Annotated in this window: 16 protein-coding genes; 13 read left to right on the plus strand and 3 right to left on the minus strand. The window is 71.0% G+C overall.

Annotated features, from left to right (window positions below):
- The first annotated feature begins 160 nt into the window (after positions 1–160).
- The 7 genes from guaB1 (at position 161) to RZO50_RS08915 (ending at position 7,990) form a co-directional block, all read left to right on the plus strand.
- Entirely contained in the window at positions 161–1,618 is a 1,458-nt protein-coding gene (gene guaB1 / locus RZO50_RS08885; protein WP_322599352.1) for a GMP reductase, read from the plus strand.
- A 221-nt stretch (positions 1,619–1,839) separates the two neighbouring features.
- Positions 1,840–3,168: a hemolysin family protein gene (locus tag RZO50_RS08890; RefSeq protein WP_322599580.1), complete on the plus strand. Its 1,329-nt coding sequence runs from the start codon at positions 1,840–1,842 to the stop codon at positions 3,166–3,168.
- Complete coding sequence (locus RZO50_RS08895; protein ID WP_322599353.1) at positions 3,165–4,220, plus strand: hemolysin family protein; 1,056 nt, start codon at positions 3,165–3,167, stop codon at positions 4,218–4,220. The genes RZO50_RS08890 and RZO50_RS08895 overlap by 4 nt, the downstream gene beginning before the upstream one ends.
- A gap of 50 nt (positions 4,221–4,270) precedes the next feature.
- Entirely contained in the window at positions 4,271–5,143 is an 873-nt protein-coding gene (locus RZO50_RS08900; RefSeq protein ID WP_322599354.1) for an ADP-dependent NAD(P)H-hydrate dehydratase, read from the plus strand.
- A gap of 9 nt (positions 5,144–5,152) precedes the next feature.
- On the plus strand, positions 5,153–6,361 hold the full coding sequence (locus tag RZO50_RS08905) for a hypothetical protein (RefSeq protein ID WP_322599355.1): 1,209 nt from the start codon (positions 5,153–5,155) through the stop codon (positions 6,359–6,361).
- 12 nt (positions 6,362–6,373) lie between these two features.
- On the plus strand, positions 6,374–6,682 hold the full coding sequence (locus RZO50_RS08910; RefSeq protein WP_322599356.1) for a thiamine-binding protein: 309 nt from the start codon (positions 6,374–6,376) through the stop codon (positions 6,680–6,682).
- A gap of 84 nt (positions 6,683–6,766) precedes the next feature.
- Positions 6,767–7,990 (plus strand): MFS transporter, encoded by a 1,224-nt coding sequence (locus RZO50_RS08915; protein ID WP_322599357.1) that lies wholly within the window; start codon positions 6,767–6,769, stop codon positions 7,988–7,990.
- A gap of 11 nt (positions 7,991–8,001) precedes the next feature.
- Here RZO50_RS08915 and metX read toward each other — a convergent pair whose 3' ends face one another.
- Positions 8,002–9,204 (minus strand): homoserine O-acetyltransferase MetX, encoded by a 1,203-nt coding sequence (gene metX / locus RZO50_RS08920; RefSeq protein WP_322599358.1) that lies wholly within the window; start codon positions 9,202–9,204, stop codon positions 8,002–8,004.
- 170 nt (positions 9,205–9,374) lie between these two features.
- Between metX and RZO50_RS08925 the strand changes: the two genes are divergently transcribed.
- The 4 genes from RZO50_RS08925 (at position 9,375) to RZO50_RS08940 (ending at position 14,762) form a co-directional block, all read left to right on the plus strand.
- Positions 9,375–10,412 (plus strand): 3-oxoacyl-ACP synthase III, encoded by a 1,038-nt coding sequence (locus tag RZO50_RS08925; RefSeq protein ID WP_322599359.1) that lies wholly within the window; start codon positions 9,375–9,377, stop codon positions 10,410–10,412.
- 20 nt (positions 10,413–10,432) lie between these two features.
- Positions 10,433–13,051, plus strand: coding sequence for an alpha/beta fold hydrolase (locus tag RZO50_RS08930; RefSeq protein ID WP_322599360.1), 2,619 nt, complete (start codon positions 10,433–10,435; stop codon positions 13,049–13,051).
- On the plus strand, positions 13,048–14,010 hold the full coding sequence (locus RZO50_RS08935; protein ID WP_322599361.1) for an NAD-dependent epimerase/dehydratase family protein: 963 nt from the start codon (positions 13,048–13,050) through the stop codon (positions 14,008–14,010). The genes RZO50_RS08930 and RZO50_RS08935 overlap by 4 nt, the downstream gene beginning before the upstream one ends.
- Positions 14,011–14,072: 62 nt before the next feature.
- On the plus strand, positions 14,073–14,762 hold the full coding sequence (locus RZO50_RS08940; RefSeq protein WP_322599362.1) for an SDR family NAD(P)-dependent oxidoreductase: 690 nt from the start codon (positions 14,073–14,075) through the stop codon (positions 14,760–14,762).
- A gap of 56 nt (positions 14,763–14,818) precedes the next feature.
- On the opposite strand, the gene RZO50_RS08945 is transcribed toward RZO50_RS08940, so the two are convergent.
- Complete coding sequence (locus RZO50_RS08945; RefSeq protein ID WP_322599363.1) at positions 14,819–16,141, minus strand: bifunctional o-acetylhomoserine/o-acetylserine sulfhydrylase; 1,323 nt, start codon at positions 16,139–16,141, stop codon at positions 14,819–14,821.
- A gap of 135 nt (positions 16,142–16,276) precedes the next feature.
- Between RZO50_RS08945 and RZO50_RS08950 the strand changes: the two genes are divergently transcribed.
- Positions 16,277–17,068 carry an SDR family oxidoreductase gene (locus tag RZO50_RS08950; protein WP_322599364.1) on the plus strand — a complete coding sequence of 264 codons (792 nt, stop codon included), beginning with the start codon at positions 16,277–16,279 and terminating at the stop codon, positions 17,066–17,068.
- On the opposite strand, the gene RZO50_RS08955 is transcribed toward RZO50_RS08950, so the two are convergent.
- A complete protein-coding gene (locus tag RZO50_RS08955) occupies positions 17,056–18,540 on the minus strand; it encodes an MFS transporter (RefSeq protein WP_322599365.1) in 1,485 nt (494 codons plus the stop codon). The two genes, RZO50_RS08950 and RZO50_RS08955, sit on opposite strands and share 13 nt — an antisense overlap.
- A gap of 74 nt (positions 18,541–18,614) precedes the next feature.
- Between RZO50_RS08955 and RZO50_RS08960 the strand changes: the two genes are divergently transcribed.
- Positions 18,615–19,100 (plus strand): phosphoribosyltransferase, encoded by a 486-nt coding sequence (locus RZO50_RS08960; protein WP_322599366.1) that lies wholly within the window; start codon positions 18,615–18,617, stop codon positions 19,098–19,100.
- Position 19,101: the final 1 nt, after the last annotated feature.

Here is a 19,101-nt window from a genome sequence, read left to right on the forward strand (position 1 = left end):
TGAAGATCGTGTGGAATACGCCGGACCATCCGCGGTCCGCACGCTCGGGTCAAGCGTAGTCCTATCTGCCTGGGCGTTCACCGCGTCGGCCGGTTCCTGCGCGTCGGATCCGACGACTCGCGCCCGGGCGCTGCCGGAGGAGCCTCGTTACGCTGGGCCCATGGAGTTCTACGGAGCGCAGCCCGAGGTCGACCTCACGTATTCGGATGTCTTCCTCGTGCCCCGCCGGTCGGGGGTGACCAGTCGCCTCGACGTCGATCTGGCGCCCGGCGACGGCACACCGGCGACGCTGCCGCTGGTCTCGGCGAACATGAACTCCGTCACCGGGCCGCGGCTGGCCGCGACGCTCGCGCGCCGCGGCGGCCTGGGCGTCCTGCCGCAGGACATGCCGTTGCAAGACCTCGACGCGGCGATCCGATGGGTGAAGGCCCAGCCGGTGCGGTGGGACACTCCGCTGGTGCTGCCGCCGGAGACGACCGTCGCCGATGCGGCGCAGGTCCTTCCCGCCACGGACGGGCACGGGATCGTCGTGAGCGACGCGATCGGCGGCGACATCCGGATCGACGACGTCCAGGGGATCGTCCCGGCCGCACGCCTGGGCACCGCCCTTCCCGACGCGCGCCTGGGGGATCTGGCGCGCGGGCGCCCGTCGTCCATCGATGCCGACGACGTCCAGGATGCCCGCCACGCCTTCGACCTCATGGTCGCCGCCGAGGTCGAGACGGTGTGCGTGCTCCATCGCGGCCATCTGGTCGGCACCCTCACCCGACGCAGCGCCCTGCGAGCGACGCTGTATCGACCCGCCGTCGACGCGGGGGGCCGTCTGGGTGTGGCCGCCGCCGTCGGCATCAACGGTGATGTCGCGGCCAAGGCGCGGGCGCTCGCCGCTGCGGGTGTCGACGTCCTGGTCGTCGACACCGCGCACGGGCACCAGGAGGGAATGCTCCGTGCGCTGCGGGCCGTCGCCGACCTCGACCTCGGAGTGCCCATCGCGGCGGGCAACATCGTCACCGCCGACGGCGTCGCCGACCTCGTCGATGCCGGCGCGACGATCCTGAAGGTGGGCGTGGGTCCGGGCGCGATGTGCACGACGCGCATGATGACCGCCGTCGGGCGCCCCCAGTTCTCCGCCGTCCTCGAGACCGCCGAGGCCGCCCGTGCACGCGGCGCGCACGTGTGGGCCGACGGCGGTGTGCGCTACCCCCGCGATGTCGCCCTGGCGCTGGCGGCGGGCGCGGCATCCGTCATGATCGGCTCGTGGTTCGCCGGCACCATCGAGGCCCCGGGGCGGTTGCAGACAGACCCCGACGGCCGCGTGTTCAAGGAGTCGTGGGGGATGGCTTCCACCAAGGCCGTGCAGGAGCGGTTCGGCCGGCTGGACCCGTACGAGCGGGCCCGCAAGGAGCTGTTCGCGGAGGGGATCTCCTCGTCGCGGATCTACCTGGATCCGTTGCGACCGGGCGTGGAGGACCTCCTGGACATGATCACGTCGGGGGTGCGTTCCTCGTTCACCTACGCCGGAGCCGCCACCGTGCCCGACTTCCGCGCCCGCGCCCGCGTCGGGCTGCAGTCCGCCGCCGGCTACGAAGAGGGCAAGGCGCTTCCGGTGAGCTGGTGATCCTCGCCGCGCGAGCGGCTGATCCCGTTCGCCTGTCAGGAGATGTCGCCTCGCGCGCCCGAAGCCGCATCGGGTGCCATGTCAACCGGGTGCGAAGCTGTGAGGAGCCCGCGCGCGGGCGCGCGCGCCTGCCGTAAGATCGACTCCACGATGGACGACCCTCCCAGTTGCAGACGCTCGCCCCACCGACCAGACCGCCGCACGAGCGGGGGTGACGCGTGATGGACTACGTCATGCTGGGCGTGGGGCTCCTCCTGACGATCGGCACCGGACTGTTCGTGGCCAGCGAGTTCGCGCTGGTGAACCTAGACCGCGCCGACCTCGAAGCCCGCCGCGATGCCGGCGAGTCCCGGCTCGCGCTGACCATCAGTGCGCTGCGCATCACCTCCACGCATCTGTCCAGCGCGCAGTTGGGGATCACCCTGACCACGCTGCTGACCGGCTACACGATGGAGCCGGCGATCTCCAATCTGCTGCGCCCCGTGCTCACCGCGTGGGGGTGGCCGGAGGCGCTGGTCACACCGTTGTCGGCGACGATCGGCATCGCGATCGCGACGATCTTCTCGATGATCATCGGCGAGCTGGTCCCGAAGAACTTCGCCCTGGCCGTCCCCCGGCAGACCGCCAAGCTCGTGATGCCCTTCCAGGTGGCGTTCACCACGGTGTTCCGCCCCGCCATCACGGTCCTCAACGGCAGCGCGAACGGCGTCCTTCGGGCCATGGGGATCGAGCCGAAGGAGGAACTCTCGGGAGCGCGCACGGCGGAGGAGCTGTCGAGCCTGGTCCGCCGCTCCGCCAGCGCCGGCGTCCTCGAGGAGGACACCGCCTCCCTGCTGGATCGCAGCCTCACCTTCTCCCGGCTGAGCGCCGCCGACGTCATGACCCCCCGCCCGAGCGTGCACGCGGTCTCCGTCGGCGACGCCGTCGAAGACGTCATCCAGCTCGCCCGCCGCACCGGCCACAGCCGGTTCCCCGTCTATGAGGACTCCATGGACGACATCGTGGGGGTGGTCCATCTCAAGGCCGCGGTGAGCGTGCCGCGCGCGAAGCGGGCCGAGGTGCCCGTCGGAGCCATCAGCACGGAACCGTTGCGCGTGCCCGAAGCGGTCCACCTGGATGCCCTGGTCGCGGAGCTGCGCACCCGCGGCTACCAGATGGCGGTCGTCGTCGACGAGTACGGCGGCACCGCCGGGGTCGTGACGTTGGAGGACATCGTCGAAGAGATCGTCGGCGAGGTGCTCGACGAGCACGACCGTCGGCGCGCGGGGATCGTCCGCGCCTCCGGATCGATCATCTTCCCCGGCGAACTGCGGCCCGACGAGGTGCTGGACCGGACCGGCATCCGCATCCCGGAAGGCGATGTGTACGACACCGTCGGCGGGTTCATCATGAGCGTGCTCGAACGCATCCCGACCTCCGGCGATGCGCTGCAACTGGAAGAGGGCGTCATCGAGGTCCAGCGGATGGACGGGCGACGCGTCGACCGGGTGCGCTTCACCCCGGCCACCATGCCGGCCGTCGCGGCCGCCGACGGAGGTGAGCGTCGATGAGCGATTGGGCGGGACTTGCATGGCTGGGCGTCCTTCTGGTCGCCAACGCCTTCTTCGTCGGCGCGGAGTTCGCCGTCATCTCGGCGCGACGCTCGCAGATCGAGCCGCTGGCCGAGCGCGGTTCGCGCAGTGCCAAGACGGCGCTGTACGCGATGGAGCACGCGACGCTCATGCTGGCCACCAGTCAGCTCGGGATCACGATCTGCTCGCTGCTGATCCTGAACGTGTCGGAGCCGGCGATCCACCACCTGTTGGCGGTCCCGCTCGGCCTGACGGGGCTCAGTGAGGCGCTGGTAGACACCATCGCGTTCGTCATCGCGCTGCTCACGGTGTCCTACCTGCACGTGGTCTTCGGCGAGATGGTTCCGAAGAACCTCGCCTTCTCGGTCCCCGACCGGGCGGTGCTGATGCTGGCGACGCCGCTGGTGTGGGTGTCCAAGCTGTTCCATCCCGTGATCGTCACCCTGAACTGGATCGCCAACCACATCGTCCGGTTGGCGCGCGTGGAGCCGAAAGACGAGGCAGCCTCGACGTTCACGCTCGAAGAAGTCGCCACCATCGTGACGCAGTCGCGCATCGAGGGCGTTCTCGACGACTCCGCCGGCACGGTGGCCGCGGTGGTGGAATTCACCGACAAGAAGGCCGCGGACATCGCCGTTCCGCTGGCGGACCTGGTGACCCTGCCCGAGCGCACCACACCGCACAAGATCGAGCGAGCCGTCGCCAAGCACGGCTTCTCGCGCTATGTCATCGTCGACGGTGACGGTGTGCCCACCGGCTACGTCCACCTCAAGGACGTGCTGCGGGCCGCGGAGGGGCCGGACGCGGCCACGGACGTGGTCCGTCCGATCCCCTCCAAGCGCATCCACCACATGGTGCCGGTCACCGAAGACACCGACCTCGAGGACGCGCTGGCCCTCATGCGGAACGCGGGTCGCCACCTCGCGCAGGTGCGCAACAGCGAGGGGGAGACCACGGCGGTGCTGTTCCTCGAGGACATCATCGAAGAGCTCATCGGCGAGATCCAGGACGCGACGAGCCGACGTCGGTGAGGCCGGGGTCGGTCGCCGATCGGTCACCGCATCTGGATAGGGTGTGCGGCATGCGCAGATGGACGGCGACCGACGCGGCGGGGAGTCTTCGTGCCCCCGCCGCGCACGACGACAAGTACACCCGGGGCGTGGTGGGGGTCCGCACCGGGTCCGTGGATTTCCCCGGGGCCGCCGTCCTCGGGGTCGAGGCGGCGTGGCGCACCGGCGTGGGCATGGTCCGCTATGTCGGCCCGGCGCGCGCGGAGGTGCTCGCGCGACGGCCGGAGACGGTCGCCGCTCCGGGCCGCGTGAATGCCTGGGTGATCGGATCCGGCACAGACGCGACCCGGCGCGATGCGGCCGAGACCGCCGCACTGCGCGAGCTGCTCGACGGCGACGTGCCCGTGGTCGTGGACGCCGGTGCCCTCGATCTGGTGGACCACCCCGCCGCGCCCGTCGTGGTCACCCCGCACGCGGGGGAGTTCGCGCGGCTGCGAGATCGACTCGGTTTGGCCGACCTGCCGCCGGACGCCGATCACGCGGACCGCGACGACGCGGCGCTCGAGACGGCCGAACGCCTCGGTGCGGCCGTGCTGCTGAAGGGAGCCCGATCGGTGGCTGCGGCTCCGGGCGGGTTCATCGCCGTGATCGCCGACTCCACGCCATGGTTGGCCACCGCCGGCACCGGCGATGTCCTCGCCGGGGTGATCGGCGCGGTCGCGGCCGGGTCCGACGCGCTCGCCTCCGCAGGTGACTGGGGTCCGGTGGCGGCGACCGGGGCATGGCTGCATGGACGGGCGGCGAACATCGCCTCCTCGCGCTTCGGTCTGGCGGGCGGTCCCATCACGGCGGGAGATGTGGCCGAGGCCCTGCCGTTCGCGGTCGGAGAGATCGTCGCGACCGCGCCGGTCCGGGCGGACGGGCCGCGACGCACCGCTCCCTAGGATGGAGCCGTGTCGAAACGCGCGGTGCTGTGGGCGGGGTTCCTGCTCGTGCACCTCGTGGTCGCCACGGCGGGGTTCGTCCTGCCTCACCAGCCCATGGGCGATGTCACCCTCGTTTACGAACCGTGGTCTGCGCGGGCGTTGGCGGGCGCCGGGATCGTCGGCGTCGATGACAGCTGGGTCTATCCCCACCTCGCCCTGGTCCCGATGCTCGCCGCACACGCGCTGGCGTGGATCGCGGGGTACAACGTCGCGTGGGCGCTGCTAATCACGATCCTCGATGCGTGCGCGTTCGCGGTGCTCGTGGGTTCGGCCCGCTCCCGCGGCCGGGTCGCCGCGGCCGCGTTCTGGCTCGTCTTCGCGTTGGCCCTCGGCCCCGTGGGGATGTACCGGCTCGACGGGGTCACGGTGCCGTTGGCGGTGCTCGGCGCACTGTGGCTGGTGCGCCGCCCGTGGGTGGCCGCCACGCTGCTTGCCGTGGCGACGTGGATCAAAGTGTGGCCGGCGGCGCTGCTGGGGGCCGCGGTCGTGTCCTCCCGGCGACCTCTGCCGGTGCTGGCCGCCGCAACGGTGACCAGCGTCGTGGTCCTCACGGCGATCCTCGCCCTGGGCGGCGGGTCCCATGCCTTCGGGTTCCTCGTCGGTCAGACCGAGCGGGGGCTGCAGGTCGAGGCGCCGGTCAGCGGCTGGACGCTGTGGCAGGTCGTCGCCGGTTCGCCCACGGCCGCGGTGGTCTACGACCGAGACATCCTGACCTTCCAGGTCCAGGGACCCGATGTCGAGGCGGCATCCGCGGTCATGACCCCGCTGCTCGTGCTCGTCACCGGCGCGCTGCTGGTTATCGGCCTCCTGAAGGCGTGGCGCGGCGTCTCGTTCGTCGCGCTGTTTCCGCCGCTGGCCTTCGGTCTCGTGCTCGCGCTGATCGTGTTCAACAAGGTCGGTTCGCCGCAGTTCCTGACGTGGCTGATCGCTCCGCTCGTGTTCGGCATCGTCGTGGATCGTCGCGCCTGGCTGCGGCCGGGGATGCTCGGCGTGATCGCCGCCGGTCTCACGCAGGTCGTGTATCCGCTTCTCTACGGGGGGATCCTTCTCGCGGAGCCGCTTCCGGTGGCGCTGTTGACCCTGCGCAACCTGGTGCTCGTCGTCCTGTTCGTCTGGGCCGTGATCCGCACGGTCCGCCTTCGCACACCCGTCGCCGCGGCCGTCGCGGCGCCCTGACCGGGAGGTCCCATGCTCATCGCCTTCTCCGTCGCCCCCAGCGGCACCGGCAACGCCGACGGATCGGTGCACGACGCCGTCGCGGCGGCCGTGTCCGTCGTCCGCGCCAGCGGCCTGCCGCACCGCACCACGTCGATGTTCACCGAACTCGAGGGGGAGTGGGACGAGGTCATGGCCGTGGTAAAGGCCGCGACCGACGCGGTGATGCCCTTCGGGTCGCGCGTCTCCCTCGTCCTGAAGGCCGATATCCGCCCCGGCTACACCGGCGAGATCGAGGGGAAGCTGCAGCGGCTCGAGGCTGCTATCGACGACGCCGAGTGACCCCGTCGGGAGCGGGTCGCACGGCGCGCCATCGCAGCGTCGAATCGATTCGACGCTTGCCCTGGTGGCGCGTACGATGAGCGCGTGAGCACATCCCTCCCCGCCCGAGGCGTCGCCCTGTGGGCCCTGCTGTCGCTGGCGGTGGGCAGCTTCGGCATCGGCATGACGGAGTTCGTCGTCATGGGTCTGCTTCCCGACATCGCTCAGGAAATGCTGCCGGGAGAGTGGGCGACGGACCCGGACGCGGCGATCGCCCAGACGGGTTGGCTCATCAGCCTCTACGCCCTCGGTGTCGTCGTCGGCGCCCCGACCATCGCCGGGTCGGTGGCACGCTTCCCCCGGCACCGGGTCATGATCATCCTCGCGGCCGCGCTGACGTTCTTCAACGCCCTGACCTTCCTGCTGCCGACGTTCGAGCTGGTGGCGGCATCACGATTCCTGGCCGGACTGCCCCACGGGGCCTACTTCGGCATCGGCGCGCTCGTCGCCGCAGACGTGCTGGGCCCCGGCATGCGCGCCAAGGGTGTCGCCTTCGTCCTCACCGGCCTCACCCTCGCCAACGTCGTGGGCGTTCCGCTCGGCACCGCCCTCGGCCAGGAGGTCGGCTGGCGCGCGGCCTTCATGCTCGTGGCGGGCATCTTCTTGATCGCCACGGTGCTCATCACGCTGTTCGTCCCGCAGCACGCCGGCTCGCCGGGGCGAACCCTCCGCGCAGAGCTCCGGGTCTTCCGCATCGGTCAGGTCTGGCTCGCCCTCGCGGTGGGGGCGATCGGATTCGGCGGATTCTTCGCCGTCTACAGCTACATCGCACCGGTGGTGACCGAGGTCGCCGGATCGCCCGAATGGGCGGTGCCGATCGTGCTCATGGTGATGGGGGCGGGGATGACCGTGGGGAACCTCATCGGCGGGCACCTCGCCGACGTCCACCTGGCCCGCACCCTGCTGTGGGGGTATGTCGCCCTGGCGGCGGTCTTGGCGCTGTTGGCGGCGACGGCATCCTCCATCTACGCACTGGGCTTCTTCGTCTTCGCCGTCGGTTTCGTCTCGTCGGGGTTGAGCCCCACCATCCAGACCCGCCTGATGGACGTCGCCGGGGACAACCAGTCGATCGCGGCGGCGCTGAATCACTCGGCTCTGAATCTCGGCAACAGCGTCGGGGCGTTCCTCGGCGGGGTGGTCATCGCCGCCGGGTGGGGGTTTCTCGCCCCGGCCTGGGTGGGGGTCGCGCTGGCGCTGTGCGGTCTGGGCCTGGCGGTCGTGAGCGTCGCGACCGAGCGCCGTCGCGACGCATCGATGGCGCCGGCCTGAACGGCGCGGGCTCAGTCCAGCAGTCGCCGCAGGTGCGCGGCGACGACCGGGGTCTCGATCAGGAACCCGTCATGACCGAAGTCGCTCGTGATCACCGCGGCGCGGTCGCCGTCGAGGGTGTCGCGGATGCCGGCGGCGATGCGGTGCTGACCGTCGATCGGGAACAGGCGGTCACTGTCGATGCCCAGGACCAGGGTCCGCGCGGCCACCCGGGCGAGCGCGTCCTCCACGCCACCGCGACCGCGGCCGACGTCGTGGGAGTTCATCGCCTCGACGAGTGCGATGTAGCTGTTGGCGTCGAAGCGACGGGTGAACTTGTTGCCGTGGAAGTCGAGATAGGACTCCACCGCGAACCGACCGCCGTGCCCGAGGGGACTGACCCCTGATTGCCACGAGCGCTGGAAGCGCTGGTTGAGCTCGGTGGGGGAGCGGTAGTTCAACAGGGCCATGCGTCGCGCGAGCGCGAGCCCTCGCGTCGGGCCGTTCCCGTCGCCGGCGTCGTAGTAGTCGCCGCCCGCGAAGCGGGGGTCGATGCGGATGGCCTCGAGCTGGGCGGAGTTCAGAGCGATCTGGTCGGCCGTGTTCACCGGAGGCGCGGCGATGACCGCGAGGCGGTCGACGCGATCGGGGTGCGTGATCGCCCACTCCAGGGCGTGCATCCCTCCCATCGAGCCTCCGATCACGGCGGCCCAGCGCCCGATCCGCAGCGTGTCTGCCAGTCGGACCGAAGCGGCGACCTGGTCACGCACCGTGAGGTACGGGAAACGCGGCCCCCACTCGGTCCCGTCGGGGGCGATGCTCGCCGGACCCGTGGAACCCTGGCACCCGCCGAGCAGGTTGGGGGCGATCACGAACCAGCGGTCGGTGTCGATCGCCGCCCCCGGGCCGACGACCTCTCCCCACCACCCCGCCGTCGGGTGCCCCGGTCCGGCCGGCCCTCGCGCGTGACTGTCACCGGTGAGGGCGTGCAGGAGCAAGATCGCGTTGTCGCGCTCGGCGGAGAGTTCGCCCCAGGTCTCGTAGGCGATGCGGAAGGCCGGGAGGCGCTCGCCGCCCTCCGTGTCGAAAGCGCCGAACGCGGCGAACCGGCGGTCGCCCACGGGGTCGCCGTCGCGCCATGCCCCGGTCGCGGGCGGGCGCCCCAGCAGCAGACGGGCGTCGGCCTCCGTCACCGGTGCCGAGGGCACGGTGTCTTCGGAGGTCTGCCAGTCCATCGGGGGTGCCTTCCTTCGGGGTGGGGGTCCCTTCACGGTATCCGCTCGTACCCGCCCGTACGCGTGTGTGACGACTCCGCGCCGCCGGCGGGTCGACGACGTGACATTCCCCGGCCGTTATGTTCCGACGATAAACTTGTCGTTCGACCGATCGAGCCTGCGTGCTCGCGATGAGGAGAGTGCCGTTGGCTGGAAACGCGACGACCCGGTTCTCCAACGTCTCGCTGTTGTCGGTGGCCAGTGTCCTGCCGACACGTGTGACCAGTTCCGACGACATCGAGTCGCGCTTGGCGCCCGCGCTGCAGCGACTGAAGCTGCGACCGGGATTGTTACGACGTGTCGCCGGCGTGATCGAGCGTCGGAACTGGGCCGTCGGGGAGTCTTCGGAGGACGCGACGATCACGGCGGGCAACCGCGCGCTCCGAGAAGCGGGCGTCGACGCGTCGGATGTGGGCCTGCTCATCAACACCTCCGTCAGCCGCAAGCACCTCGAACCGTCCGTGGCCGTCACCCTCCACCACGGCCTCGGGCTGCCGACCTCGGCCGTCAACTTCGACGTCGCCAACGCGTGCCTCGGCTTCGTCAGCGGCATGAACCTGGCCGCGGGGATGATCGAGGCGGGTCAGATCCGGTACGCGATCATCGTCAACGGCGAGGATGCCGACGACATCCAGGTCAACACGATCGAGCGCCTCAAGGGTCAGCAGATCGGCCGCGACGCCTTCATGAGCGAGTTCGCCTCCCTCACCCTCGGCTCCGGGGCCGCCGCGGCCGTGCTCGGCCGCGCGGACGAGCACCCCGAGGGACACCGCATCCTCGGTGGCGTCACGCGTGCGGCGACCCAGTTCCACGAACTGTGCGTCGGCAGCGTCGACGGGATGTTCACCGACGCGAAGGCGCTGCTGCGCGGTGGGCTCGATCTGGTCGTGTCGGCGTGGAAGGAAGCGGCCCCCGACTGGAAATGGTCGTCGATGGACCGCTACATCACCCACCAGGTGTCGTCCGTGCACACCGGCGCGATCGTCAAAGCCGCCAAGCTCGACCGCGCGAAGGTGCCCATCACCTTCCCCGAGTACGGCAACGTCGGCCCCGCGTCGATCCCGATCACCCTCGATCGGGAGAAGCAGAGCCTGTCACGCGGTGACCGCGTGCTGTTGATGGGCGTGGGGTCGGGACTGAACACGGCGATGATGGAACTCGCCTGGTGACCTCGCCCGCGGGAACCCCTGTGCCACCCGTCCCCGGGCTCGACGAGCGGTTCCGCCGCGTGATCGAGGTGCCGGGGGTCCGCGCGGACACCGGCCGGCGACGCTCGTGGCATCACCTCGACACCGGCCCGGTTCTCGCAGACCTCGGCCTCGAGCCGGTCGGGACGATCCTCGCGGTGCACGGCAACCCCACGTGGTCCTTCCACTGGCGCCGGATCGCCGCGGAGTCGGTGCGCCGTGCCGAGCGAGGAGGCCCGGCATGGCGTCTGGTCGCGGTGGACCAGCTCGAGATGGGCTTCTCCGAGCGCACCGACGTGCCGCGCACACTCGCCCAGCGGGTCGCTGACCTGGGGGCCTTCACCGACGCGCTCGCCCTCACCGGACCCGTCGTCACGCTCGGCCATGACTGGGGCGGGGTGATCTCCCTCGGCTGGGCCGTCGACCATCCCGATCTGGTCGCCGGGATCATCACCCTCAACACCGCGGTGCACCATCCCGAGGGCGTGCCCATTCCCGCGCCCCTCCGCCTCGCCGGTGTGCGGGGGGTGCTCGCCGCGTCGACGGTGCGGACGACGGCGTTCCTCGAGACCACGCTGGGCCTGGCCGAGGCGCGGCTTCCGCGCGAGGTGCGCGACGGGTACCGCGCTCCCTACCGGTCGGCTGCGCGGCGCCGCGGGATCGGACAGTTCGTCGCGGACATCCCCGTCGATCACCGGCACCCGAGCCACGCCGAACTGACCCGCATCGCAGACGGTGTGCGGATGCTGACGGTGCCGGCGTTGATCCTGTGGGGGCCGCGGGATCCGGTCTTCCAGCAGCGTTACCTCGATGACCTGATCGACAGGGTCCCGCACGCCGAGGTACACCGTTTCGAAGGCGCGGGACACCTCGTCGGCGAAGACCGCCCCTGCGCGGAGGCCGTGCTGGACTGGCTCGATCGGGCCGGTCTCGATGCCGAGACGTCGCGACGGCCGCCCCGGTCCCCGGCATCGGCCGACGCCGACTTCGAGCCGATGTGGCGACGCCTCGACGAGCGCGCGGACGACACCTCGATCGCCGCGATCGACATGACGCAGGACCCGCCGCTGACCGTCGGGTGGCGGCAACTCCATGAGCGGGTGACCGCGCTCGCGGCCGGCCTCACCCGCCTCGGTGTCCGCCACGGCGACAGAGTGTCGCTCCTCGTGCGCCCCGGACCCACGCTCACCGCCGTCGTCTACGCGTGTCTGCGCATCGGCGCCGTCGTCGTCGTCGCCGACGCCGGGCTCGGCGTGAACGGCCTGTCGCGTGCGGTGCGTGGGGCGAGTCCGCGTTTTCTCATCGGGGAGACCGCGGCGCTGACCGCGGCGCGCACCCTGGGCTGGCCCGGAACGAAGATCTCCGTCGACCGCCTCCCCCGGGTCACCGCGGCCGCGCTCGGCGTCTCGTGCAGCCTCGCCGACCTCGCCGCGACCGGGGCCGGGGGGAAGGCCCCGGACGAGCCGGTGGCGGACGACGTCGCGGCGATCCTGTTCACCTCCGGGTCCACCGGGCCGGCCAAGGGCGTCGTGTACACCCACGGTCAGCTGGCCGCCTTGCGCAACGTGCTCGCCGCGCATTTCGACGTCGCCGCCGAGTCGGGACTGGTCACCGGATTCGCGCCGTTCGCGTTGCTCGGCCCCGCCCTCGGCACGCGATCGGTGACCCCCGACATGGATGTCTCGGCACCGCGGACCCTGACCGCGACAGCGGTGTCGGCGGCCGTCGCGACGGCCGACGCGCGCATCGTCTTCCTCTCACCCGCGGCGATCCTGAACGTCGTCGACACCGCCGGCGACCTCACCGCCGCCGACCGCGAGGTTCTCGCCCGCGTCACGACCTTTCTCTCGACCGGTGCGCCCATCGGTGCCGATCTCCTCGCCGCCGCGCAGCGGGTGTTCCCCCACGCGGCTCCCCACACGCCGTACGGGATGACCGAGTGCCTCCTCGTCACCGACATCACCCTCGACGGCATCCGTCGCGCCGCGGATGCCGAGGAGCCCGGGGTGTGCGTGGGAGCGCCGATCGACGGTGTCACGGTCGGGGTCAGCGCGCTCGACGCCGAGGGGCGTGCCACCGGTCCCGTCGCCGACACCGCAGGGGTGCTCGGTGAGATCGTCGTCTCGGCACCTCACCTCAAGACGCGATACGACCGCCTCGCCCTGACCGACGCGGAAGCCGTGCGTGACACCCCGGGCGGCGACGCGCGGTGGCACCGCACCGGCGATGTCGGGCACCTCGACGCCCGCGGACGCCTGTGGGTCGAGGGACGTCTGCCGCATGTCCTGGTCACCGAGGGAGGACCCCTCGCGCCGGTCGCCGGTGAACAGCAGGCGGAACGCGTCGACGGTGTGCGTCGTGCCGCGCTGGTGGGGGTCGGCCCGCACGGTCTCCGGCGAGCCGTCATCGTGGTCGAGACGACCGACCGCGCGCGCAGAGCCGGGCTCGCCGACCCCGACCTCACCGCGCGGGTGCGGGCGGCCGTCGTGTCTCCGCTGGCAGCGGTGCTCGTCGTTCCGGAGCTGCCGACCGACATCCGCCACAACTCGAAGATCGACCGGTCCCGATTGTCGGAGTGGGCCGACCTCGTTTGCGCCGGCGGACGGATCACCGCGCCATGACGGTGCTCGTCACCGGCGCGTCCGGCTTTCTGGGACAGGCGGTTGCGACCGCGGTCGCCTCCCGTGGCGAAGAGGTCCGCACCCTCCAGCGCCGCCCGAGCGGGGTGACCGGGGCGGATGATCGGCGGGGATCGGTCACCGACGCCGCGGCCGTCGCGAGGGCACTCGACGGCGTCGACACCGTCATCCACCTCGCCGCCAAGGTCTCGCTCGCGGGCGACCCCCGCGACTTCCGGCGCGTCAACGTCGACGGCACCCGCGCTCTGCTGGATGCCGCCGCACGGGCGGGGGTGACGAGGTTCGTCCACGTCTCGTCCCCGTCGGTCGCCCATACCGGCGCCGCCCTGGCGGGAGTGGGCGCCGAGCCCGCCTCGCCCCGTCACGCGCGTGGTGAGTACGCCCGCACGAAGGCCGAGGCCGAACTGATCGCACTGTCCGCCGACACCGCCGGCTTCGGCGTCCTCGCGATCCGTCCTCACCTGGTGTGGGGCCCGGGCGACCCGCAGCTGGTCGCTCGCATCGTCGCCCGCGCGGAGGCCGGTCGACTGCCTCTCATCGGCGGTGGTGCCGCGCTGGTCGACTCCACGTACATCGACAACGCCGTCACCGCGATCATCGCCGGCGCCGACCGCATGAGCACGGCTCACGGGCGGCCATACATCGTCACCAACGGCGAGCCGAGGCCGGTCGGCGAGCTGATCGCGAGGATGTGCCGTGCGGCAGGCGTATCACCGCCCTCCTGGAGCGTGCCCGCGTGGCTCGCCCGTGGCGTCGGGGGTGTCGTCGAACGCGTGTGGGCGGTCCGCCCGGGCGCCGACGAGCCGCCCATGACGAGGTTCCTGGCCGAGCAGCTCTCGACCGCGCACTGGTTCGATCTGCGCGAGACCCGTGCCGCCCTGGACTGGTCACCCGAGGTCACCCTCGAGGAGGGGTTCGCGCGGCTGGCCGCCGCTGCCTGATCGACCGACACGACGTTCCGTCCAACGACCCCGGTGCGGCGGAACGGCGGGAGGATGGACCCATGGCCCGATTCCTCCTCATCGCCGCTTCGAGCGCCATCGGCTCAGCCACCCGCGACCTGCTGCATGCCGGTGGCCACGACGTCGTGACCACCTCCCGAAGCCCGGGGGCCGACCTCGTCCTCGACGCGAGCGATTTCGACGCCGTCGACGCGGCCGTCGCGCAGGCGGGGGAGCTCGACGGCGTGGCCTGCTTCGCCGGCTCGATGTTGCTCAAACCCGCTCACCTCACCTCACGCGCGCAGTTCGACGACGTCGTGTCGGCATCCCTCCATACCGCGTTCGCGACGGTTCGCGCCGCCGGCAGGCACATGCGCCGGGGCGGGTCGGTGGTCTTGGTCTCGTCCGCCGCGGCGATGGCCGGGCTGTCGAACCACGAGGCCATCGCGGCGGCGAAAGCGGGTGTGATGGGCCTCACGCTGTCGGCGGCGGCGACGTACGCGTCCAGCGGGTTGCGGGTGAACGCCGTGGCACCCGGTCTCACTCAGACGCCCTTGACGGCATCCCTCACGGAGACGGAGGGGTCGCGGAGAGTTTCCGAGGCGATGCACGCCCTGGGGCGTCTGGGCGAACCGGAAGACGTCGCGCGTGCGGCGGTGTTCCTGCTCGATCCGGCGAACTCCTGGATCACCGGTCAGGTCCTGGGGGTCGATGGCGGGCTCGGCTCCGTGCGTCCGAAGATCCGGGGCTGACCGCGACAGATCGCCGACGCGCCCGTCCTCTCAGGAGGCGGGCGCGTCGGCGGTCCTCAGGCGCGGGCTGCCTCGGAGACCCGGCGGGCGGCCGAAAGCGCCTGCTGCAGGTCGGCCTTGAGGTCTTCGACGTTCTCGATGCCGACCGACAGGCGCACCAGGCCCGGGGTGACACCGGCGGTGAGCTGCTGCTCGGGGCTGAGCTGCGAGTGGGTGGTCGAGGCGGGGTGGATGACGAGCGAGCGGACGTCGCCGATGTTCGCCAGGTGGCTGAACAGCTCGAGCGAGTTGACGAACTCGCGGCCGGCGTCCACGCCGCCCTTCAGCTCGAAGGAGAGCACGGCGCCCACGCCCTTCGGGGCGTAGCGGTTGGCCGCGGCGTACCACGGCGAGGTCGGCAGGCCGGAGTAGTTCACCGACGCGACGTCCTCGTGGGCGTCGAGCCATTCGGCGATGTCCTGCGCGTTCTGCACGTGGCGCTCGATGCGCAGCGAGAGGGTCTCGATGCCCTGGATGAGCTGCCACGCGCTCTGGGGCGATATGGACGATCCCAGGTCGCGGAGCAGTTGCACGCGCGCCTTGATGACATAGGCCAGGCCGTCGCCGACCGCCTGCGTGTACACCGCGCCGTGGTACGACGGGTCAGGGGTGGTCAGCCCCGGGAACTTCTCCGCGTGCTCGCTCCAGGGGAAGCGTCCGCCGTCGACGATGGTGCCGCCGATGACGGTGCCGTGGCCGCCGAGGAACTTGGTGGCCGAATGGATGACGATGTCGGCGCCGTGCTCGAGCGGGCGGATCAGGTACGGGGTCGCGATCGTGTTGTCGACGATGAGCGGCACGCCCGCCTCGTGTGCGACGTCGGCGACGGTGCGGATGTCGAGCACATTGATCTTCGGGTTTCCGATGGTCTCAGCGAAGAAGAGCTTCGTGTTCGGGCGCACCGCGGCGCGCCATTCCTCCGGGTCGTCCTGATTCTCGACGAAGGTCGTCTCGATTCCGAGCTTGGCCAGGGTGTACTTGAACAGGTTGTACGTGCCCCCGTAGATCGAGCTCGACGAGACGATGTGATCGCCGGCCTCGGCGATGTTGAGCACCGCGAAGGTCTCCGCCGCCTGCCCCGACGCGACCAGCAGCGCGCCGGTGCCCCCCTCGAGAGCGGCGATGCGCTGCTCCACCACGTCCTGGGTCGGATTCATGATGCGCGTGTAGATGTTGCCGAACTCGGCCAGCGAGAACAGGTTCGCGGCGTGGTCGGTGTTGTCGAAGACGTACGAGGTGGTCTGGTAGATCGGGGTCGCACGCGACTTCGTCGTCGGGTCGGGCTGCGCTCCGGAGTGGACCTGCTTGGTCTCGAAGCGCCAGTTCTCGGGTGCGGACATGACTCGCTCCTGTGGTCGTGGGGGCTCGCGGCGGGCGTCGCGGGCCGTGTCAGAGACTACGGAGTGGCCGTGCACATGACAACGCCGGAGACACAGGGCGTAATCTTCGCGTCGCCGCGGGGATACGGTGGGGGCATGACCAGGCGTGCAGTGGTGACCGGTGCCAGTTCCGGAATCGGCGAGGCGACGGCCCGGGCGATGCGCTCGGCGGGGTGGGATGTGGTCGCGGTCGCGCGGCGTGCCGAACGCCTCGAGGCCCTCGAGTCCGAGATCGGCGCGACGGCGTTCGCGGCGGACCTCACCCGCGAGACCGACATCGAGGCGTTGACCCGGTTCCTGGCCGAATCCGGTCCCGTCCATGCGCTGGTCCACGTCGCGGGCGGCGCCCGGGGAACCGACCGGGTCGAGGAGGGGTCCCCGGATGACTGGCGATGGATGTTCGAGGCGAACGTCATGTCGGCCCAGCGTCTCGTGGCTCACCTCCTGCCGCTCCTGCGCGAAGCCGCGGAGCAGACCGGCCACGCCGACACCCTGTTCGTCACCTCCACCGCTTCACGGACCCCGTATGCCGGCGGTGGCGGGTACAACGCGGCGAAGGCCGGGGAATCGATGCTGCTGCAGGACCTCCGCCTCGAGCTGAACGGCGAACCGATCCGGGTGGTCGAGATCGCCCCGGGCATGGTCTACACCGAGGAGTTCACGCTCAACCGGCTCGGCGGAGACCAGCTCGCGACCGACCGCGTCTACGAGGGGGTCGAGAACCCGTTGGTGGCCGAAGACGTCGCCGATGTCATCGCCTACGCGCTGGGCACCCCCGGGCACGTGAACCTCGATCTGATCACGATGCGGCCGGTGGCGCAGTCGGCGCAGCATCTGCTCGCTCGCGGACCGCTGCGGGTGCGTCCGCCCCGCGATCAGATGATCTGAGACTCGCCGGCGACGGCCTCGGCCGACTCCGGGAGCTCGTCGGCGAAGGCGACCTTCGGAACGAAGAACAGCAGGATGGCGGCGAGAACCCCGCCGGCGGCGCAGATCACCCACACCGTGATGTAGCCGCCGAGCGAGGCGGCGGTGGAGCTGGCGACCGCTCCGGCGCCGGCGGCGAGCACGACGCCGAAGACGGCAGACGCGAACGTGCCGCCGATGGTCTTCGTCGTGTTCGTGAGGGCTGAGGCCACGCCCGTCTGCCCGCGCGGAGCGGCGGCGGCCGCGGCGGCCGGCATCGCGGCCACCAGTGCGCCGGATCCGATCCCCGCGATGACCAGCGCGATGACGACCTGCCACAGCTCGGTGTGGAACGGGATCAGGATGAGATACCCCGCGGCGACGCACATCGCCGCGCCGATGAGCACCGTCCGCGGTGCGGCCTTCCGCGAGGTCACCGCGAACAGCACGGCGCCGACGGCGAGGGATGCGATGTACACGCCGATGAGGTTGGAACGGTCCGTCGCGTCCAGCCCCAGGCCGTACCCGAGCGAGGTGTCGGTGCCGGCGTAGGTGGACAGCGGGCCCTGCGCGCCGAGCAGGCTGATGCCGACGAGGAACGCCGTGACCTGCACCGGCCACATCTCCGGTCGTCGGAACACGCGGATGTCGACCGCCGGGTCGTCCTGGCGCAGTTCGAACCACACGAAGAACGCCAGGGCGCCGACACCCGCCGCCAGCAGCACCCACGTCCACGCGAACCCGGGACCGTTCAGACGGAGGAACGTCAGCGAACCCGTGACCAGCAGCAGCCCCAGGGTGAGGATGACGAAGCCGCCGGTGTCGAGTCGGCGCCCCGGGAGCGGCTCGGATTCGGGAACGCCGAAGAGGATGACGAAGAAGCATCCGGTGACGGCGACCGCCGGGATCATCAGCGTCACGGTGAGGTTCTCGGCGGTCGCGGCGAAGATCCGCCCCGCCGCGAGCGCGCCGAGGATGGCCCCGGCCTCGAGCCCCACGACGAGCAATCCGGCCGCACGCCGGGTCGCCGACACGCCGTGCTGCTGACGCCGTCCGCGCTCGAAGATCAGCGCGACCTCCAGCGGCAGCCAGACGACGTAGAAGCCCTGCAGGGCCCAGGCGATCAGGAACACCCAGAAGTTGTCGGCGAACGCGACCCACCACGTTGCGCCGGCTGTCAGCACCGTCGCGATCAGCAGCACCCGCTTGTGGCCGAACATGTCGCCGAGCTTGGCCAGCACCGGCACCACGATCGAGCTCAGGAGCAGCTGCGCCGCCTCGAACCAGTTGACATCGGCGTCGGTGATCCCCAGGTGCAGCACGATGTCGCTGAACAGCGGGACGTAGTAGCCCTGGAGGATGCCGCTGGTGATCTCGACGAGGATCAGCCAGCCGATGAGGCCGGCAGTGATGCCGAGGGCGGATCTGCGCAGGACGGGGGTCGGGTCAGCCACGGGCCGAGACTACACCGCGGCTCAGCCGCGCCGCGGCGGGGCAATAAGCTGGAAACACACCGAAGGGAGTCCCGTTGGACATCGAGCGTGAGACGTTGACGTGGGACGGATTCGGGGAGGCGTGCCGCGAACTCAGCCGGCGCATCGTCGCCGACGGGTTCGTGCCGGAAGTGGTCGTGGCCATCGCGCGCGGCGGGCTGCTGCCCGCGGGGGCGATCGCGTACGGACTCGGGGTGAAGAACTGCGGTGCGATCAACGTCGAGTTCTACACCGGCATCGGGACCGTGCTCGATGCCCCCGAAGTGCTTCCCCCGGAGCTGGACATGAAGTACCTCCAGGGGCGCCGTGTCCTGCTGGTCGACGATGTCGCCGACAGCGGTCGGACCCTCGCGCTCGCGGTCGACCTGCTCGCGCAGCAGGGTGCCGAGGTGAAGTCGGTGACGATCTACACCAAGCCCTCGACGGTGATCCAGCCCGACTACGCGTTCAAGGACACCGCGCTGTGGATCGATTTCCCCTGGTCGGCCCGAGGATCGGTCATCGAGGAAGACGCCGCCTGAG

It is taken from the genome of Microbacterium xanthum (genome assembly GCF_034531355.1).
GTDB classification, from domain to species: domain Bacteria; phylum Actinomycetota; class Actinomycetes; order Actinomycetales; family Microbacteriaceae; genus Microbacterium; species Microbacterium xanthum.

Excerpts from the sequence above, each read along its gene's own strand:
- guaB1 (WP_322599352.1), top strand. The coding sequence starts at position 161 with ATGGAGTTCTACGGAGCGCAGCCCGAGGTCGACCTCACGTATTCGGAT.
- RZO50_RS08890 (WP_322599580.1), top strand. The coding sequence starts at position 1,840 with ATGGACTACGTCATGCTGGGCGTGGGGCTCCTCCTGACGATCGGCACC.
- RZO50_RS08895 (WP_322599353.1), top strand. The coding sequence starts at position 3,165 with ATGAGCGATTGGGCGGGACTTGCATGGCTGGGCGTCCTTCTGGTCGCC.
- RZO50_RS08900 (WP_322599354.1), top strand. The coding sequence starts at position 4,271 with ATGCGCAGATGGACGGCGACCGACGCGGCGGGGAGTCTTCGTGCCCCC.
- RZO50_RS08910 (WP_322599356.1), top strand. The coding sequence starts at position 6,374 with ATGCTCATCGCCTTCTCCGTCGCCCCCAGCGGCACCGGCAACGCCGAC.
- metX (WP_322599358.1), bottom strand. The coding sequence starts at position 9,204 with ATGGACTGGCAGACCTCCGAAGACACCGTGCCCTCGGCACCGGTGACG.
- RZO50_RS08925 (WP_322599359.1), top strand. The coding sequence starts at position 9,375 with ATGAGGAGAGTGCCGTTGGCTGGAAACGCGACGACCCGGTTCTCCAAC.
- RZO50_RS08935 (WP_322599361.1), top strand. The coding sequence starts at position 13,048 with ATGACGGTGCTCGTCACCGGCGCGTCCGGCTTTCTGGGACAGGCGGTT.
- RZO50_RS08940 (WP_322599362.1), top strand. The coding sequence starts at position 14,073 with ATGGCCCGATTCCTCCTCATCGCCGCTTCGAGCGCCATCGGCTCAGCC.
- RZO50_RS08945 (WP_322599363.1), bottom strand. The coding sequence starts at position 16,141 with ATGTCCGCACCCGAGAACTGGCGCTTCGAGACCAAGCAGGTCCACTCC.
- RZO50_RS08950 (WP_322599364.1), top strand. The coding sequence starts at position 16,277 with ATGACCAGGCGTGCAGTGGTGACCGGTGCCAGTTCCGGAATCGGCGAG.